Genomic DNA, 17,416 nt, shown 5'->3' with positions numbered 1-17,416 from the left:
ACCCCGCCCTGCGCTCGCGCCATGAAAAAGGGCGCCCGCAAGGGACGCCCCGTCATGATCTGCCGCGCGGAAGGCTTATTTCAGCGTTTCCAGATAGGCGATCAGGTTCGCGCGATCCTCGACCTTGGGCAGGCCGGCAAAGGCCATCTTGGTGCCTTTGACCACGGTCTTGGGGTTGGTCAGGAAATGCTCCAGCGCCTCGGGGGTCCAGTCCGGAGCCTCGGCGGCATGGGCCTTCATGGCGTCGGAATAGTTGAAGCCGGCGGCAGAGGCGACCGCGCGGCCGACCACGCCGTTCAGATGCGGGCCGGTGCTGTCCGAGCCGTCGATCTTGTGGCAGGCCTTGCACTTGCCGAAGACCTTCTCGCCCGCCGCGGCATCGGCCGAGGCCATGACGGTGGCAAAATCGGGGCCTTCCTCGGCCGCTTCCTCGCCGCCGCCGGCGCCGGCGTCCTCGACGGGAATCGTATAGGCCTGGGCGTGCTCTTCCTCGCCGCCATGGCCTGCGGGGCCGACGTGATAAATGCCCGAAGCGGCCCAGCCCATCAGCAGAAGGAACAGAAGCGAGCCGATGATAGCCCCGGCTGCCTTGGTGATGGTCATGGTATCGAACATGTCTGCGGGCCCCTTGGGTCTATCCGTGGATCTGGGCGGTATCTATCCGCTTTTGTTTCGCTGGTTCAAGGTATAGTTGTCGCTCGCGCGCGACAAAACCCGCCGGCGTCACCGCCTCGCCACGGGGCTTGACGCCGCAAGACCGGGGCCGGACCCCGCAAGCACAGGCCTGCAAGGACAAGGGGGCAAGGGATGAGCCAGACCGAAAGCCAGGGCGTGATCGCCTTCCAGGGCGAGCCGGGCGCCTATAGCCACCAGGCATGCCGCAACTACCGGCCGCGTATGGAGGCCCTGCCCTGCCGCACCTTCGAGGACACCATCGAGGCGGTGCGCGGCGGCCGCGCCGAACTGGCCATGCTGCCGGTCGAGAATTCCACCTATGGCCGGGTCGCCGACATCCACCACCTGTTGCCGGAAAGCGGGCTGCACATCATCGACGAGGGCTTCGTGCGGGTGCGCATCAGCCTGCTGGCCGTGCCCGGCGCCACGCTGGCCGAGGTGACCGAGGCGATGAGCCACCCGGTCCTGCTGGGCCAGTGTCGCGGCTTCCTGCGCCGCCACGACATCCGCAGCCTGGTCGGCGCCGACACCGCCGGTTCGGCCATGGAGGTGGCGCGGCGCGGCGAGCGGTCGCTGGCCGCCCTGGCCGCGCCCCTGGCCGGCGAGATCTACGGGCTCGACGAACTCGCCTCGGGCATCGAGGACCGGCAGAACAACACCACCCGCTTTCTGGTCATGGCGCGCCAGCCCGATTTCAGCCGTCGCAAGAATGCCCAGGGCGACGGCACGATGATGACCACCTTCGTCTTCCGCGTCCGCAACATCCCGGCCGCGCTCTACAAGGCGCTTGGCGGCTTTGCGACCAATGGCGTCAACATGACCAAGCTGGAAAGCTACATGGTCGACGGCGTCTTCACCGCGACGCAGTTCTATGCCGACATCGAGGGCCACCCCGAGGATCCCAATGTCGCCCGCGCGCTGGAAGAACTGGATTACTTCACCTCCAGCCTGAACATCCTCGGCGTCTATCCGGCCGATCCGCTGCGCGCCGCGCAATTGCGCGACCAGGCCCAGGGCTGAGACGCCGCCGGGCGCCGCTCAGGCGGCGGCCTCGGCCGAAATCTGGGTCACGAAATCGGCGATCCGCTGGGCGAACTTGCGGTCAAGCTGCGCCTTGCCCAGCTTGGCGGTCTGCAGCAGCAGCCGCGCCTTCATGCCGCGCGGCTGCACGTCGGCCTCGAAGATCAGCCGCGACCGGCTGGGGGTCAGCGCCACCACGGTCATGCGGATCTGCAATTCGAACTGGTCCGAGGTGCCATCCAGCGCGATCAGCTCATTGGGTTCGTAGCGGGCAACGCGCAGGTCCAGCCCGCGCCGACGGCCGCGCCAGTCGAAGCCGATCTCCCAGCCCATGCCGACCCCGGGCCGCACCATGTCGTCCAGCCGCCGCACCGAGGCGCCGCGCCGCACCAGCATCCGCTCGAGGCTGGGAAAATTGCCGACGGCGCGGAAAAGGGCATCGGCGGGAATGTCGGTGTCCTGGCGAGTCGAGAATTTCATCGAAGGTCCACTGCTGCTGAAAACGCCCAAAGCATCATGCGCGGTTTTTCCCATGTTGCAGCGCAGCATGCAAGCGCACCCCACCGTATCGGCGACGCAGCGTCAATATGCAATCCAAGGTTGCATAATGCTTATAATGTCCGCATGCATGGACAATGGATCACGATCCCGCCCTGCCCCGTCACGCCGCCACCGCGGCTTCCAGCCCTGCCGAGGATTGCCTCGACCTGCGGGTGATGGCGACGACGGATCTGCACATGCATGTGCTGGGCTATGATTACCTGGCCGACCGGCCGTCCGAGCGGCTGGGCCTGTCGCGGGCGGCGGCGCTGATCGCGCGCGCGCGCCAGCAGGTGCCGAACTGCCTGCTCTTCGACAATGGCGACGCCCTGCAAGGCAGCCCGATGGGCGACTACCTGGCCGAATCCGGCGGCATCGGCCCGCGCCGTCGCCACCCGGCCATCGCTGCGATGAACGCGCTCGGCTATGACGCGGCCACGGTCGGCAACCACGATTTCAGCTTCGGCCTGGGCTTTCTGCGCGCCAGCCTGGAAGGGGCGGCGTTCCCGATCGTTGCCAGCAACCTGCAGCCGCGCCGGCCACTGCCGGTCAGCCCGCATCTGCTGCTGGAGCGGCGCTTCCTGGACCGCCAGGGCCGCCCGCGCCGGCTGCGCATCGGCGTCTTGGGCTTCCTGCCGCCGCAGACCGTCGACTGGGAACCGGCCCTGCGCCCCGAGATCGCGGTCGCCGACATCCTCGATTCGGCCCGCGCCGGCATCGCCGCTCTGCGCCAGCGCGGCGCCGACCTGGTGCTGGCGCTGTCGCACAGCGGCATCGGCGCGCTGGAGCCGCAACCGATGATGGAGAACGCGGCCACCGCGCTGGCCGCCCTGCCCGGGCTCGACCTGGTGATCGCCGGCCATACGCATCGGGTCTTCCCCTCGGCCAGCCATCCCGGCGGCCCCGGCATCGACGCCGAGCGCGGAACGCTGGCCGGGAAGCCCGCGGTGATGCCGGGCTTCTGGGGCTCGCATCTGGGGCTGATCGACCTGCGGCTGCAGCATGACGGCAGCGCCTGGCGTATCGCCGATTTCACCTGTCGCGCCGAGCCGGTCGCGGCCGAGGCCGACCACCCCGCCGTCACCGGCCCGGCCATGCCGGCGCATCGCCAGACCCTGCGGCATTTCCGCCGCCGCATCGGCCGCACCGAACGCGCGCTCAGCAGCTATTTCGCGCTGATCGGCCAGGATCCGGGGCTGCGGCTGGTGGCCATGGCGCAACGCTGGCACGTGCGGCGGGCGCTGCGCGGCACACGCTGGCAGGACCTGCCGATCCTCTCGGCGGCAGCACCCTTTCGCGCCGGCGGGCGCGGCGGGCCGCAGCATTACACCGACGTGCCGGCCGGGCGGCTGACGCTGCGCAGCATCGCCGATCTCTACCTGTTCCCGAACCGGCTCTGCGCCATCCGGCTGAGCGGGGCTGAGGTGCGCGAATGGCTGGAACGCTCGGCCAGCCTGTTTCTGCGGATCGAGCCGGGCCTTTCGGACCAGCCGCTGATCGACCCCGAGTTCCCGAGCTACAATTTCGACGTGATCGACGGGCTCGACTGGCAGATCGACCTCAGCCGGCCGCCGCGCTATGCGCCGGACGGGCGGCTGGCCCATGCCGATTCCCACCGCATCGCCGACCTGCGCCACCGCGGCCGGCCAGTCGCCCCCGGCCAGCCGTTCATCCTGGTCACGAACAGCTACCGGCTGTCGGATTGCGGGCTTTTCGCGGCACTGGCCAGCGGGCGGCCGGTGCTTCTGGACAGCACCGCCCGCACGCGCGAGGTGCTGCGCCGCTATGTCGCGCAGCGCCGGGTGCTGGCGCCCGATTCCCGCACCGGCTGGAGCTTTTCGCCCCTGCCCGGCACCTCGGTCCTGTTCGAGACCTCGCCCGCCGCCGCCGGCCATCTCGGCCATCTCGATACCCCGGTCGAGCAGGCCGGGCTTGGCCCGGACGGATTCCTGCGGCTGCGGCTGCACCTCTGACGCCAAGGCGCTTGCATCCGCCGCCGCCCGCGCCTATCTAGGCGCCGAGAGGTTGGCGCGGGCGAGCGCCTCGCCAACCCGGTCAGGTCCGGAAGGAAGCAGCCGTAACGAGTCCCGCTTGGGTCGTTGTCCAGCCTCTCACCTGTTTTCCTCGCAGCGCTTTAAAGCTAAAAGCCCTCGCTTTTCAGGGCTTGGTTCTGTTTTGGGGCCAGAATTCGGTGCCGGAAACAGGGTTGCAGATGGCTGGTCATGTCCGACCTTTGACGGTCAAAGCTACGTCCGCGCGGTCCCCGTCACGCTGCAACCTATCCTCGGCAAGAAGAGCTAACCGCCCCTCTCGGCCCCGGCCGGCGCGAGGCCACGCGGGCGCTGCCCTCTGCCGTCGCGGCGCTATCCCCGACGACCCCTTGGCCGTCGCGGAGCAATCGCTGGACCTGCTGGTGATGCGCAACATGCAGTCATTTGACCCGAACGCCCGCCAAGCCCGGCTGGACGCTCTGCGGCGCGAACGAAACGCATCAGGTTGAACATGAGATAGACGCTTACCTTGACCAGCATGGGCTTGACTGGATTTTGCAGTTACCGATAAGGCCGTCACGACCGTTTCAAAGGTCTATCTGCCGACGCTACGCAGCCTATTCCGCTGCGCGGTCGAAAAGGACAAGCAGCCGAGCAACCCAGCCGAAACGCTGCCGCTGGGTAAGCCTAGACGAGTGCACCCGAGAAATGGGATACACCACGCTCGAGGCGGTCAAGGTTCTGCGGTTCTGGTGGGATTACCAGCCCAAGTCGGGCCCGAAAAGCAAGGTTCTGGAAGGCGAGCGCATGACCGCCGCAAGCGGTGGGTGCCGCTTCTCTGCGCGTTCACCGGGGCGCGCGTGGCCGAAATCACCCAGCTTAGGCGGCAGGACGAAGGCGCGACCATCGCACGAATCACGCCCGAGGCAGGCGCTACCAAGACAGGCCAATGGCGCGACGTGCCGTTGCATCCGGAATTATCGAGATAGGCTTTCTGGACTACCTCGACACTATCCCCTCTGGGCCGATCTTCCACAATGAGCCGCACTCCCATCGGTTCGTTTACGCGGCGAAGAAACTGGCGAACCGGCTAGGCGACTGACTGCAAGAGCAAGAGCTTGTTCCCACTGGCGTCCAGCCGTCGCATGGCTGGCGGCACCGGCTGAAAACGGTGGGGCGCGAGGTTGGTATTGATGGCCGAGTTCTGGACTGTATCCAAGGTCACGCCCCGCGAACGGCTGGTGATGATTACGACGACGTGACGCCTAACAGTGAGCTACTCCCCGCTCCTTGGACAGTTTTCGGGGATATTTAAGCTACTGCCTGCGCTTGCTGATCGATTTCGATATTGTTGAAGTAAACCACGGCGGGTGGCCGTCCACCATGGGCGGTGTGGGGCCTCTGGTGGTTGTAGAAGGTGATCCATCGGCCAATGGCAGCCTTGGCCTGTGACCCCGTTTCCCAGGCATGCAGGTAGACGCATTCGTATTTCAGGGACCGCCACAGGCGCTCGATGAAGACATTGTCGATGCACCGCCCCTTGCCGTCCATCGAGATGCGGGTGCCGACGCGCTTTAGCCGATCTGTCCAGGCGAAGGACGTGAACTGGCTGCCCTGGTCAGTGTTCATGATCCCCGGCGCGCCGAAGCGGTGGATGGCCTCCTTCAGCGCCTCAACGCAGAAGTCGGCCTCCAGCGTGTTCGAGATGCGCCAGGCCAGAACCTTGCGTGTGAACCAGTCCATGATGGCCACCAGATACAGGAAGCCGCGCCGCATCGGCAGGTAGGTGATATCGGCGCACCAGACCTGGCCGGGACGATCCACCCGCAGCCCGCCCAGCAGGTAGGGCCAGGTCTTGTGGCCCTTCCTCGGCTTGCTGGTGTTGGGCTTCTGATAGATCGGCATCAGGCGCATAAGTCGCATGAGCCGCCGAATGCGCTTCTGGTTCACGCCATGGCCTTCGTTCTGCAGGTGCCAGGTCATCTGGCGAACCCCATAGAACGGCGTGTCGAGGAACTGCCGGTCGATCAGCCGCATCAGGCCGAGGTTCTGATCCGTCTCTCCAGCCGGCTCGTGGTAGAACGACGAGCGCGAGATCGACAGCAGGCGGCACTGCGCCCCGATGGACAGCGCCGGGTGGTTCCGTTCGATCATCCCACGCCTCACTTTCCGGTCCACGGCTTGAGCTTTCGTGACAAAAAATCGTTGGCGACAGCCAGCTCCCCGATCTTGGCATGCAGTGATCGGACCGTCTCTTCATCCACCTCCGTCGAGGGCTTCTTGCCGCCGCGCTCGAAGATATCCGCAGCTCCGTCGAGCAGCGCCTTCTTCCATTGATGGATCATCGTCGGATGCACGCCGTATTCGCCCGCCAGCTCTGACACAGTGCGCTCGCCCTTAACGGCCTCGAGCGCCACGCGCGCCTTGAAGCCCGCGTCATGGTTTCTGCGTTTCCGCATTCCTGATCTCCTCGTTCTTGGAGACCAGCAAACGTCAGATCGTAGCTTCCGTCACTGTCCGATTTCCGGGGAGCAGCTCACAGGTCGCTGAAAAAGTCAGCCCTCGACCTGCCCCGCGGAACATGATTCACCCTGCGCCGGTCGATGGGGGTGATAAAAATGCGCGGGGCGGACGAGGCGAGCGGATCGCTGTTCAGCTATGTCGACCTTGAGGCCCGCATCCTCGCGGGCTACCCGCTGCGGACGATCCGGCAGGTGGTGAACGAGGCGCGCCAGCCTGGATGCTGCGTCCGATGAGCTCTACACCGACTTTGGTCGCCCCTCGATCCCACCGGAGCGGCTGATCCGGGCGAGCCTGCTGCAGCTCCTCTATTCGGTCCGGTCCGAGCGCCAGCTGATGGAGCAGATGAACCACGATCTGCTGTTGCGCTGGCCTCGGCATTGATGATCCCGTGTGGGGTGAAGGGCGCCCGGAAATCCGTCCGGGGGACGGATTTCAGCCCTGAACGGGCGAAGCCCCGAAGGCCGACCGTCTTCGCAAGAACCGCGACCGGCTGCTGAGCACCGACATGTCGCGCAAGATCATGGCCGCGATCCTGGCGCACCGCCAGGCGCCGCCGCTGCTGTCTGACGACCACTTCTCGGTCGACGGCACGCTGGTGAAGGCATTCGCCATGGGCCTCGAACCGGTGGCGGCCTGATGGCTCACCCTCGATGAAGAGCGTCCCAACCGCGGACGGGCGAGACCCCGCCGGATGACGAAGCCGGCGATCCTCCCGGACTCGGGCTCCCCGCCACCGATCCATCCGCCTTGACCGTAGCCGCCAAGACCGATCCGATGCCCCGCAACCAACGCCACAGCCGCCATGCCGAGGTCGATTTCCGGGGTCAGAGGCGGACGAATGCCACCCATGGCCCGCCCCCGCTCCGGACGCGCGGCTCTACAGGACATCCCCGGCACCGGGCGATGCTGTGCTTCATCGGTCATGCCTTGATGGAGAACCGGTCGGGCCTGATCGTGCGGGGCGGTCTTGACCGCCAACAATCTCGCCCGGCTCCCGAGGCTGCTTGGCGCTTGACCAAGGGAGCCGGCGAGAACGCCGCTCGCCCGCCGAAACAGCCGCAAGGCGCCAAGCTCCTGATGGCCTCAAGGGGAAAACATCCCGGCAGCGCGACTATTTCAGCGACCTGTTAGAACACGATTCTTGCCATATCGCCCGAAAAGTTGGCGGCTGGTCTGCAAGTCAAAGAGGCCGTTCAGTCTATGGTTCAGTCTGGCGTGACAGCAGAAGATCTTCTGCTGGGGCGCGAACAGAACGGCTGATCGAGACAGTGGCTGACCGTCTCGGCCCGATAACGACCGGAAAGGCTCGCTGCGCAAAATGGGAAACGGGAATTAGACCGTTCCCGTTGCGCTCGTCCGTAGCGGCAACCTTTTGATTTCAGTTGATGGCGTGGGGTTCCCCGCGCAGCCCCTCTCATCGCGCCAAAAACATCAAACCTTGACACTGGCCTTCATGACCCGCTGGTTTCACACGCCCGAAAGATCGCAGAGCCTCGAACCTTTTGCCCCCGACACCGGTACCCTTACTCCCGCCCCCAATCCGCGTCGCGCATCTCGCGCAAGCGGCTGGCCGTGCGCTCGAATTCGAAGGCGCCCTCGCCTTCCGCGTAAAGCCGTTCCGGCTCGTCTGCCGCGCTGGCGATCAGCCGCACCCTGGCCTCGTAAAGCGCGTCGATCAGGGTGACGAAACGCTTGGCCTCGTTGTAGTTCGACTGCGACAGCCGCGGAATCGAGTCGATGAAGAGCACGTCCAGCGCCTCGGCAATGGTCAGGTAGTCGCCCGGGCCCAGCGGCCGGCCGCAGAGTTCCCAGAAGCTGGCGCGGCCGATGCGGCCGACATGCTGCGGGATCTCGACCTGGCGGCCCTTGATCTCCAGCACCAGGGCCGGGGACGGCTGCCCGCCCGTCTCGGCCCGCCACAGCGCGTCCATGCGGTCATGCGCCTCGGCATCGGCGGGGACGAACCAGACCTGGCCGCCCTCGTCGCGGTTCTGGCGGTGGTCGGTGGCGCTGACCAGTTCCACCACCTCCAGCCGCTCGCGCAGAAGCGCGATGAAGGGCAGGAAAAGCTGGCGGTTCAGCCCGTTCTTGTACAGCTCCTCGGGCACCCGGTTCGAGGTGGTGACCACCGTCACCCCCTCCTCGAACAGGATCTGGAACAGCCGGCCGACGATCATCGCATCGGCGATGTCGGTGATCTGCATCTCGTCGAAGCACAGCAGCCGCACCTGCCGCGCCACCTCCAGCGCGACCGGGCGCACCGCGTCCTGCTGGCCGGTCTTGCGCACCGCCTCGAGACCGGCCTGGATCTCCTGCATGAACTCGTGGAAATGCACCCGGCGCTTGGCATCGGTCGGCGCCGCCGCCATGACCAGGTCCATCAGCATGGACTTGCCGCGCCCGACGCCGCCCCAGAGGTAGAGCCCCCGGACCGCAGGCGCCGCCGCCGGCGCGGCGCCGCGCAGCCGCGACAGCCAGCCGTTTCTTTGCGGCGCCGGGGCCGGAGCGGCGCCCAGCTCGCGCACCAGCCGGTCCAGCACCGGCAACACGCCGCGCTGTGCGGCATCGGGCTGCAATTGCCCCGCGGCCACCCGGGCCTCGTAGAGTTCGGATACGTTTGCCATATTCGCCCCCTGCCAAAGAAAGAACCGGCCCGCAAGGGCCGGCTCCATCATTCCCGACGTTTTCGGCGGGATCAGCGGCCGAGTCGGCTGAAGCTGCCGCGCGGATCGGCGCCATTGCCCAGCCAGTTCTGCGTGACCGCCGCGATCTGGTTGACGATCTGCACGCGCTGGGTCAGGCCCCTGGCGTCGGCCTCGTCCCCGGCCTTGCCGACCAGGGCGGGGAATTCCGCCTTGATGGTCTGCGGCTGGGTCAAGGCGGCGCCGCTGCGGGCGTCAAAGACCTGCACGCTGTATTGGATATTGTGCACGCCGGCGTTCTGCAGCCTCTCGCGCACCTTGGGGGTGATGGCGTGGAACTGGCCAAGCGTCGCGACGATCCGCACGCGGGTCTTGCCATGCAGCCCGGCCGCGCCCTTCCGGATGCCCTCCTCGACGATGGCCGCGGCCTGGGCGCGGCGGTCGCCGGCCGGCTCGCCGTGCCAGACGATGTCGAAATCGGGGGTGTAGCTGTTTTCCTCGCTGGTGGTCAGCGTCTCGGGCACGGCGACCTCGACCGAGGCGACGCGCCAGGTCGCGGTCTGGGCGCGGTCAAGCTGGTCGTATCGGGTTTCCCAGGTCTGCCCGGCGCAGCCGGCCAGGCCAAGCGCCAGACCCAGCGCCAGAAGGGCGGGTTTAAACATGATGGATCCTCGTTAGGAACTGTGGTGAAAGGACAGTGCGCGAACGGCGTGCAGGGCAGGAATGGTCGGGCTTCCCTGATGCGGCCGTGGCATGGAATTGCAACCAAAAGGTGATTCACCCCTTGGTTGCGACGCAGATTAAGCCATGTTTTCCAATGCGCAACCGCTTTCTCACCGCCGTTTCAGGCGATGGCGCGGTTGCGCGTCTCGGTGCGGATGAAGAGCGTGGCGAGGGCGGCCAGCAGCAGCAGCGCCGCGAAGACCCCGATGGCCAGGCCGAAGCCCCGCGCCACGACATAGCCCATCAGCGAGGGCGCCAGCAGCCCGCCCAGCCGCGCCACCGCGCTGGCGGTGCCCATGCCGGTGCCGCGCAGCCCGGTCGGGTAAAGCTCGGGCGTGAAGGCATAAAGCGCGCCCCAGGTGCCCAGAAGCGCAAAGCTCATCATCAGCAGCGACCCCGCGACCAGCCAGGGGCTGGCGGCGATGGTGAACAGGAAGCAGCCGGCGGCGCTGAGCAGCAGGAACACCTGCAGCGTCGGCTTGCGGCCCCAGGCCTCGACGCCATGCGCGGCCAGGGCATAGCCCGGCAGTTGCGCCAGCGCCATCAGCACCAGGAAGCCATAGCCGCGCACGAAGCCGAAACCGCCCTTGGCCAGTTCCGCCGGCAGCCAGACGAAGACGCCGTAATAGGATAGCGAGACCAGGAACCAGGCGGCGAAGATGCCCAGGCTGCGGTCGCGCAACTCGGGACCGAGCAGCCCCTGCCCCGCGCCCTCGGCCACGGGCGCGGTCAGCGCCACGTCGGGCGGCAGCGCGCGGGCGCCATTGGCGGTCAGCACGCGGTCCACCACCTTGCGCGCGCCGGCCTCGTCACCCTTGCGCAGCAGATACATCGGCGATTCCGGCACCCAGAGCCGCAGCCAGATGCCGATCAGCGCCGGGATCGCCGCGACGGCGAAGATCCAGCGCCAGGGCTCGGCCGCGCCGGCCAGATGCGCGATCCAGGCGGTCAGCGCGATGACGATGGTGCCGAGCGCCCAGAACCCTTCTAGCCAGACCAGCCAGCGGCCGCGATTGCGGGGCGGCAGGAACTCGGCCATCATCGCGTAATCGACCGGCAGCGTGCCGCCCACCGCCATGCCGGTCAGGAAACGCAGCGCCAGAAGCGACCAGAAATCCGGCGCAGAGACCGAGGCGATGCCGAAGACCGCATCGCAGCTGACCGTCAGCAGCAGCACGTTGCGCCGCCCGATGCGGTCGGCGATGCGGCCGAACAGCGTCGCGCCGACGAACATGCCCAGGAAGAACAGCGTGCCGGTCTGCAAGGCCTCGGGCACGGTCAGCCCGAAGCTCGCCGCAATCGAGGCGGCGGTGAAGCCGATGGCGATGACCTGCATCGCATCCGCCGCCCAGACCAGGCCGAAGATGGCCAGCAATCGCTGCTGGAAGCGTCCGGCGCCGCCCTGGGCCAGGGCCTCGTCGATGGTCAGTTGCATGGCTCGCCTTTCGCTGATGCGTCAGGCGCAGTCTTGCGACCACCGCCGCCATGTCCAGTCCAAACCGCCGTTCCGGCACGAAAAAAGAGCCGCCCCCATGGGCGGCCCCTGCGAGTCAGGCCAGCGCCACCTCGAAGCTGGGCAGCCAGCGTTCCAGGACGAAGACCTGCCCGCCCCAGGTCACGCTGCGGATCAGCGTGCTGCGGATCAGCCCGCGATGCGCGCCATAGCCGCAGCCCGCGGCATCGGTCAGCGTCCGGTAATCGGTGGCGCTGCGCTGCATGGCATAGCGCAGCCCCGTCACCGTGCCCGCCACATCGACGACGATCTCGCCGCCCGACACCGAGGCCGCCGTGATCGCACCGCCGCCGACTGCCTCCAGCCCCAGGTTGGCTGGATCGCCGCCATAGCCGGCATAAAGGCCGCCGACCGTGGTCAGGCTCTCGTCGCCGCGGACCGAAACCGGGATGGTGATCCGGTTCCCCTCCCGCACCGGCGTGCCGGGCAGAAGGTTCCAGGCCCGGCCGGCGGCATCCTCGGCCGCGGCCCAGACCCCGACCTCATAGGCGCGGACATATTCCGACCACAGCTTGTGCACGCCTTTGCCATCGGCATTGTCGATCTTGTAGGGATAGAGCGGCCCGATCAGCACGCCGCCCTGCTCGCGCACCAGGTCCAGCTGGTCCAGCTTGCAATCGTGCAGGTTGCTGTCCGCGCCATGCATATAGCCGCCGGTCTGTTGCAGGAACAGCTTCGGTGCTGCCGCCTGCCCGGCCAGCCGCTGGATCTGGCCGTGCCAATCGGCCAGCGTGGCGCGGGCGGCGGCCAGCCACCAGCCGCGCGGCCGGGCGACATCGGCCTCGCCCTGGTTCAGAAACAGGCGCGGCACCCGCACCGTGCTGCCTTGGGCGGCAAAGACCCGTGCGGCCTCGGTCAGCCACCATTCGCCGTTCTGCCAGGGCGCCAGCAGGCCCGAGGTGCCGGTCGCGCCGTCGTCGTCCAGGTTCTCGATCGACTGCCCGCCGGCATCGTGGAACTGGAAGGCAACGCCCTGCGGCGCCAGCCCCTCGCGCAACAGCCCGCAGGCCAGGACCGCGCCCTCGGGGATCGAGGTCTGCACCAGCATCGGCCCGGCGCCGCTGGCCTGGGCCGATGTATCATAGCCGTTCAGCAGGGGGTTGGCGACATTGGCCACCGCCACCCCATCCACGCGCTTGAGCCCGGTCAGCATCAGCGCGCCGGGATTGGCCGCGCCGCCGAAGACGTCACGCCAGCGCCGCCCGTCCGGTGCCAGCTCGGCCCCGAAATTCGCGCCCAGCGACAGCGACTGGCCGCGCGCCATCATCAGATCGACGGTATTGACGGGCGCCGTTACGCCGCCCGAAAATGCGCGATCACCTCCTCGAAGCGCAGCAGGAAGGCGCCGCCGACCGGCTTGGTGCAGACGGCGATCCGCTTGACCGTGCCGCGCACATATTGGCCGGTGCGCACCTGGGCATAGTTCACGCCCGGCGTGCCGGCCGGGGTCTCGGACAGCATCGTGCCGGCCAGCGTGAAGGCGCGCACCGTCCGCGCGGCATTGTCGATCTCGATGCCGACGACAAATTCCTGGCCATAGGTCACGGTGCCCAGGGCGATGCTGCGGGCCACCCCGTCGTGATAGCGCGCCTGCAAGGCGCCGTTGTTGTTCTGGATCGCGATGGTGCCGCCCGAAGGGTTCGCCGCCAGGATCTGCGCCACGCCCGAGCCATAGGCATCCAGCACCGCCCGCACGACGATGAAGACCCCGTCGATGTTCGGATTGCTCAAATTGGTCGCCTGCAGGCTGCGGCCATCGGCAAAGACGATGCCCTCGGCCGCCATGGCGACCGCCGCGCCCGAGGCGGTGGCGGCCAGCGCCCAGCCGCCGTTCCCCTTGTTGGCGAGCCCCGTCACCGCCGCCGCGGTCCCGGTCACGCTCGAACCCGCATCGAAATAACCCGCCGCCAGCGTCATTTCCGGCACCACCTGCACCGGAGGCGTCACGATCAGCGCCGCGGTCGTGGCCTCGGCCGCACCCGCCTCGTTCACCCAGCGCACGCTCAGCGCATATTCCCCGGCCTCGGCCAGTTGCAGCCGCATCTGCGCATCGACCTGCGCCTTGATGCTGCTGCCGTTCAGCGTCACGTCCCATTCCGCCACCGGCGCCGGCGTTCCCGAACCCGCACCGATGTCCAGCGTCACCGTGGCGCCCAGCACCGCGTCGGCCGGCAGCATCGATGGCTGGCGCATCACGGCGGGCACCACGCTCGCGCCCTGCCCCTCGACCAGCGTGGCGCCGCGCGCATCCAGCAGCGGCACCGCGCGGTCGGCCAGATAGATCCGCTGCACGCCGCGGAACAGCGCGCCGTTCAGCCCGTTGTGGATCGCCAGCGGTGTATCGCGGGCATCGACCAGCACCAGGTCGCTGTCGCGCTTCTGGCCAAAGGGCAGCGCCTCATAGCCGGCGAAATCCTGCGCGACGATCAGCCGGGTCAAGCCGCCCTCCTTCGCCGCCTTCATGTTCTGCGCGCTGGTCCGCTCCAGATCGCCCAGCGTGATGTCCTGGGCCGAGGCGATGAACAGGCCCTTCACTTCGAACACCTTGGCGACATATTGGTTGTAACCCTCGACCGTCCAGCTGGTGCCGGCGCTGTCGCCCTCGGCATTGACCAGCAGCGCCAGCGACCATTCGCCCTGCGCATTCGTGGTCGCCTCGACCCTTTCGGTGACGACCCGCGTGCCTCCGAACACATCCGATCCGCTCAGCGTGGCGACGATCTTGCCCTGGGAAATCGGGGCGAGGGTGGCATCCATCAGGACACCCCTGACTGTGGCTTTGTTCGGCATGTTGGTCCTCTGCTCATTCCGAAAGGCGCGGCCATTATCCGGGCCTTTCGCGGCAGTTGCCGTGCCGGGCAAAGCAACGGCCTTGCCGCGGCCGAAGCCGCGGCGCAACCCATTGCGCGAGCGATGCAGTCATAATGCAATTATAGATTGCATTTGTATAAATACCCTAGCAGTCTGCCGTTGACACAACCTTAACGCGAGCGCGCTGCGAGGGCCGCATGAGCAAGAAGCAGATCCTGGTCGATCACGCCGATTACCGCATCACCCTGCTGCAAGCCGGCGACCGGCCGGCGGATCGGGTGATCGTCAGCTTCGGCGGCCAGCCCTCGGACCTGTCGGATGTGGGTTTCGGCAGCCAGTTCGCGCTGGAGAATGGCTGGGACAATGTCTTCGTCGCGCAAAGGCACGGCACGCAATACCAGGGCCTGCCGCTCGAGGCCTTTCGCGACGCCGTGCGGCCGGTGGTCGCGGGCCGCGATTGCGTGACCTATGGCGCCAGCCTGGGCGGCTATTGCGCGCTCTACTATGGCGGCGCCATCGACGCCCGGATCCTGGCCGCGGCGCCGATGCTGCCGGCCTGGAAGCCCTTGAAGATCCGCCGCTATGCTGACCTGCCTGTCACCCACCGGCCGCTTTCCGAGGCGCCGCGCGCCCGCCGCGCCCCGGTGGTGATCTTCGATCCCGAGCGCGTGCCCGACCAGTTCCTGGTCACGCATATGGTGCAGCCGGCCTATCCGCAGGCCCGGCTGGTGCGCATTCCCTTCGCCGGCCATACCGTGCTGATGACGCTGGCCGAGCTGCGCTGTCTCAAGCCGCTGATCAAGGGCATCGTCGAGCGCGACGAGATCATCGCCTTCGACCCGCCCAGCCCCCGCCACTCGGTCTGGCATCTCGAGAACGCCCGCAAGCAGATGCGCGCCGACCGCGACCGGGCCATCCGCCACCTGCGCGCCAGCCTGGAAATAAAGCCGACGAAACAGGCCTTCAGCATGCTGGCAAGCGCGCTCCTGGGCGAAAGCCGCACCGACGAGTTGCGCCGTCTGCTGGCCGAGGGCAGCGCCTCGGGCAACAAGCTGCTGGTGCCGGTCCCGGCCGTGCAACGCCAGTTGGCCGCCGCCGGGCTGCTGGCCTAGGCCCGGCGCCTGGTCCTGGTGCGAGGCTGCTGGGCCTCGTCCGCGTCCTGCGCGTCGGGCGTCACGAATTCGGCAAAGTCCGGCGACGTATCGACGAACTTGTCAAAGGTGCACAGCGCCATGCCCTCGGCGCTCAGATAGTCGAAATGCCGTTCGCGCACCCGGCGGACATCGCTCTCCGAGGCCCGCGTCATGCCGCGCTTGCGCAGCGTCTGCGCCTCGTGCCGCGGGGTATCGTTGTCGCCGCGATGGGTGACGATGCAGGGGAAATGCGGATCCGTCACCGAGACCAGGTGTTGCGGGATCTTGTAATGGCCATAGTCGAAGACCGTGCGCGTGCTGTGCCGCACCGCCGCGCCGGCGCTGAAGAACGGGCTGTACCAGTTGTAGATGCCCTCGGTCGGCCCGTCGGTGACGCAATAATACAGCGACGAGAAACTGACCGCGAAATGCGCGTTGCGCCACAGGCCGGCGGCATGGCGACGCAACCGGCGAATGAAGTCCTTGGACACGCAATCGTCGTCGTCCAGCCGGAACTGCACCGTGTCGGGCAGGTTCAGCGCCAGTTCCGGCGCCAGCATGGTGATGGCCTCCGAGACATGCATCGGCGCGACGAAGCGCAGCTCGACCTGCGGCGCCACGGCGCAGATCTGCTCGAGTCGGGTCCGATAGGCCGCGGGCATGCGGTCCGAGGACAGCACCAGGAAGCGGAAGTTCGAATCGGACTGCGCCCGCATCGAGGCCAGCGTCAGATGCTCGAAGGTCGCCAGCCGCGCCTCCATCCGCTCGGCGGCGAACAGCTCGGCCGCCTTTTCCTCATAGATCGCCTCGAGCTCGTCGTCGCTCTTGTTGCGATAGGCTTTCCAGTCACCGCGCCCGAGCATGGAAAACCGACACACACCAAGGATCGCGATATCCTGTTCCCGCATCACTCGCTCATCAGTTGAAAATCCCCTTATGCCTTAACAGAGAGCTTCGCCCCGCGCCACAACCTAAACGATACAGTTTCGTCCGAACGACCAGGCGCGGCATCTGCGCAACGTGTCGCGGACCTGCCATACAAAAGCCCCGCGACCGGCTTGGGTCGCGGGGCTTTTTGGCTGGATCGTGGTGCCGGTGAAGGGACTCGGTTACTATTTTCTATCAATGATATGGTGCGCCTATGCGTAGTTTTTGCGCGATCAACTACCCCACCAACGGAGGAATCTCATGCGCGTGATTGTCTGCGGCGGCCGAGACTATGACGACCGGAACGGCCTGTTCGAGGCGATGGACCGGCTCCATAAAAAGTTCGGAATCACCCGCGTAATCCAAGGCGGCGCAACGGGCGCAGACCGGCTCGCCTATGAATGGGCCGCGTCTCGCATGATCGCGGTGGAGAACGTGCCAGCCGACTGGAAGAAGCACGGCCGCGCGGCTGGGCCGATTCGCAACCGCGCGATGCTGGATCTCAAGCCGGCCTTCGTCATCGCCTTCCCAGGCGGGCGCGGCACCGCCGACATGACGCGGCAAGCCCGAGAGGCGCGCGTGCCGGTCTATCGCCCCATCCACGGAGGAACGACAGCATGAGCGAGCTTAAGCTTTCCGAGCGGATCCGCGTCGGGCTGGCGGTCAATGGGGAAATCGTGATCGGCAGGGGAACCGCCGTGCCGCTTATCAAGGCGCTGGAAGCCATGGAGCGCGATGCTGACAGGTGCAATAAGGCGCTGGCCGACTTTGCTGCAATGCGGGATCGGCGCGACGCTTTGAACGAGCGAATCATCCGAGACATTCTCGTCGTTGCCTTTGCCCTAACCTGCATTGGGTGGACGCTGGCGGGAGTGATCCGTTGACCCACCCCCGCGACCAGATCACCAAGGAGAGGAC

The 17,416-nt window shown here is 67.2% G+C and carries 14 protein-coding genes, 1 other RNA gene and 1 pseudogene; 7 read left to right on the top strand and 9 right to left on the bottom strand.

Annotation, left to right across the window (positions count from 1 at the left end; genetic code table 11):
• Positions 1 to 75: 75 nt before the first annotated feature.
• Positions 76 to 615 carry a c-type cytochrome gene (locus ASV56_RS00870; protein ID WP_018000265.1) on the bottom strand — a complete coding sequence of 180 codons (540 nt, stop codon included), beginning with the start codon at positions 613 to 615 and terminating at the stop codon, positions 76 to 78.
• 192 nt (positions 616 to 807) lie between these two features.
• Between ASV56_RS00870 and ASV56_RS00865 the strand changes: the two genes are divergently transcribed.
• Positions 808 to 1,695, top strand: a complete 888-nt coding sequence (locus ASV56_RS00865; protein ID WP_018000264.1) for a prephenate dehydratase — start codon at positions 808 to 810, stop codon at positions 1,693 to 1,695.
• 18 nt (positions 1,696 to 1,713) lie between these two features.
• On the opposite strand, the gene ASV56_RS00860 is transcribed toward ASV56_RS00865, so the two are convergent.
• Positions 1,714 to 2,175, bottom strand: coding sequence for a hypothetical protein (locus ASV56_RS00860; protein WP_018000263.1), 462 nt, complete (start codon positions 2,173 to 2,175; stop codon positions 1,714 to 1,716).
• A 155-nt stretch (positions 2,176 to 2,330) separates the two neighbouring features.
• On the opposite strand from ASV56_RS00860, the gene ASV56_RS00855 reads away from it, so the two are divergent.
• On the top strand, positions 2,331 to 4,208 hold the full coding sequence (locus ASV56_RS00855) for a bifunctional 2',3'-cyclic-nucleotide 2'-phosphodiesterase/3'-nucleotidase (protein WP_062560393.1): 1,878 nt from the start codon (positions 2,331 to 2,333) through the stop codon (positions 4,206 to 4,208).
• 46 nt (positions 4,209 to 4,254) lie between these two features.
• Positions 4,255 to 4,351, top strand: an RNA gene (gene ffs / locus ASV56_RS00850) — signal recognition particle sRNA small type.
• Between the two features lie 1,186 nt (positions 4,352 to 5,537).
• Here ffs and ASV56_RS00845 read toward each other — a convergent pair.
• Positions 5,538 to 6,685 (bottom strand): IS3 family transposase gene (locus tag ASV56_RS00845; protein ID WP_437435906.1). Its coding sequence is split into 2 segments (ribosomal slippage): positions 5,538 to 6,430 and positions 6,430 to 6,685, totalling 1,149 coding nucleotides; the frame shifts between segments, so codons are not numbered across the junction.
• A 159-nt stretch (positions 6,686 to 6,844) separates the two neighbouring features.
• Between ASV56_RS00845 and ASV56_RS25010 the strand changes: the two are divergent.
• A pseudogene (locus ASV56_RS25010) lies at positions 6,845 to 7,775 on the top strand (transposase); the annotation flags it as partial.
• A gap of 497 nt (positions 7,776 to 8,272) precedes the next feature.
• On the opposite strand, the gene zapE reads toward ASV56_RS25010, so the two are convergent.
• The 5 genes from zapE to ASV56_RS24110 form a co-directional block, all read right to left on the bottom strand.
• Positions 8,273 to 9,373, bottom strand: coding sequence for a cell division protein ZapE (gene zapE, locus ASV56_RS00835; protein WP_062562178.1), 1,101 nt, complete (start codon positions 9,371 to 9,373; stop codon positions 8,273 to 8,275).
• Between the two features lie 71 nt (positions 9,374 to 9,444).
• Entirely contained in the window at positions 9,445 to 10,053 is a 609-nt protein-coding gene (locus ASV56_RS00830; RefSeq protein ID WP_062560390.1) for a DUF6778 family protein, read from the bottom strand.
• Positions 10,054 to 10,235: 182 nt separating this feature from the next.
• Positions 10,236 to 11,549 (bottom strand): MFS transporter, encoded by a 1,314-nt coding sequence (locus ASV56_RS00825; RefSeq protein ID WP_062560389.1) that lies wholly within the window; start codon positions 11,547 to 11,549, stop codon positions 10,236 to 10,238.
• Between the two features lie 115 nt (positions 11,550 to 11,664).
• The gene (locus ASV56_RS00820) at positions 11,665 to 12,891 is read right to left on the bottom strand and encodes a hypothetical protein (RefSeq protein WP_156429035.1); all 1,227 of its coding nucleotides are present in this window, start codon (positions 12,889 to 12,891) and stop codon (positions 11,665 to 11,667) included.
• 29 nt (positions 12,892 to 12,920) lie between these two features.
• Positions 12,921 to 14,384 (bottom strand): hypothetical protein, encoded by a 1,464-nt coding sequence (locus tag ASV56_RS24110; RefSeq protein WP_216635363.1) that lies wholly within the window; start codon positions 14,382 to 14,384, stop codon positions 12,921 to 12,923.
• A gap of 251 nt (positions 14,385 to 14,635) precedes the next feature.
• Between ASV56_RS24110 and ASV56_RS00810 the strand changes: the two genes are divergently transcribed.
• Complete coding sequence (locus tag ASV56_RS00810; protein WP_062560387.1) at positions 14,636 to 15,550, top strand: hypothetical protein; 915 nt, start codon at positions 14,636 to 14,638, stop codon at positions 15,548 to 15,550.
• Here the strand turns inward: ASV56_RS00810 and ASV56_RS00805 are convergent.
• Positions 15,547 to 16,479 (bottom strand): glycosyltransferase, encoded by a 933-nt coding sequence (locus ASV56_RS00805; protein WP_082724685.1) that lies wholly within the window; start codon positions 16,477 to 16,479, stop codon positions 15,547 to 15,549. The two genes, ASV56_RS00810 and ASV56_RS00805, sit on opposite strands and share 4 nt — an antisense overlap.
• A 280-nt stretch (positions 16,480 to 16,759) precedes the next feature.
• On the opposite strand from ASV56_RS00805, the gene ASV56_RS00800 reads away from it, so the two are divergent.
• Positions 16,760 to 17,119: a DUF2493 domain-containing protein gene (locus ASV56_RS00800; RefSeq protein WP_062560385.1), complete on the top strand. Its 360-nt coding sequence runs from the start codon at positions 16,760 to 16,762 to the stop codon at positions 17,117 to 17,119.
• Positions 17,116 to 17,382, top strand: a complete 267-nt coding sequence (locus ASV56_RS00795; RefSeq protein ID WP_062560384.1) for a hypothetical protein — start codon at positions 17,116 to 17,118, stop codon at positions 17,380 to 17,382. The genes ASV56_RS00800 and ASV56_RS00795 overlap by 4 nt, the downstream gene beginning before the upstream one ends.
• The last annotated feature ends 34 nt before the right edge of the window (positions 17,383 to 17,416 follow it).

The sequence above is a fragment of the Paracoccus aminovorans genome (assembly GCF_001546115.1).
Classification (GTDB): domain Bacteria; phylum Pseudomonadota; class Alphaproteobacteria; order Rhodobacterales; family Rhodobacteraceae; genus Paracoccus; species Paracoccus aminovorans_B.
Note: the sequence above shows the minus strand (reverse complement) of the source record. Positions and strands in the feature narration are given on the sequence as shown.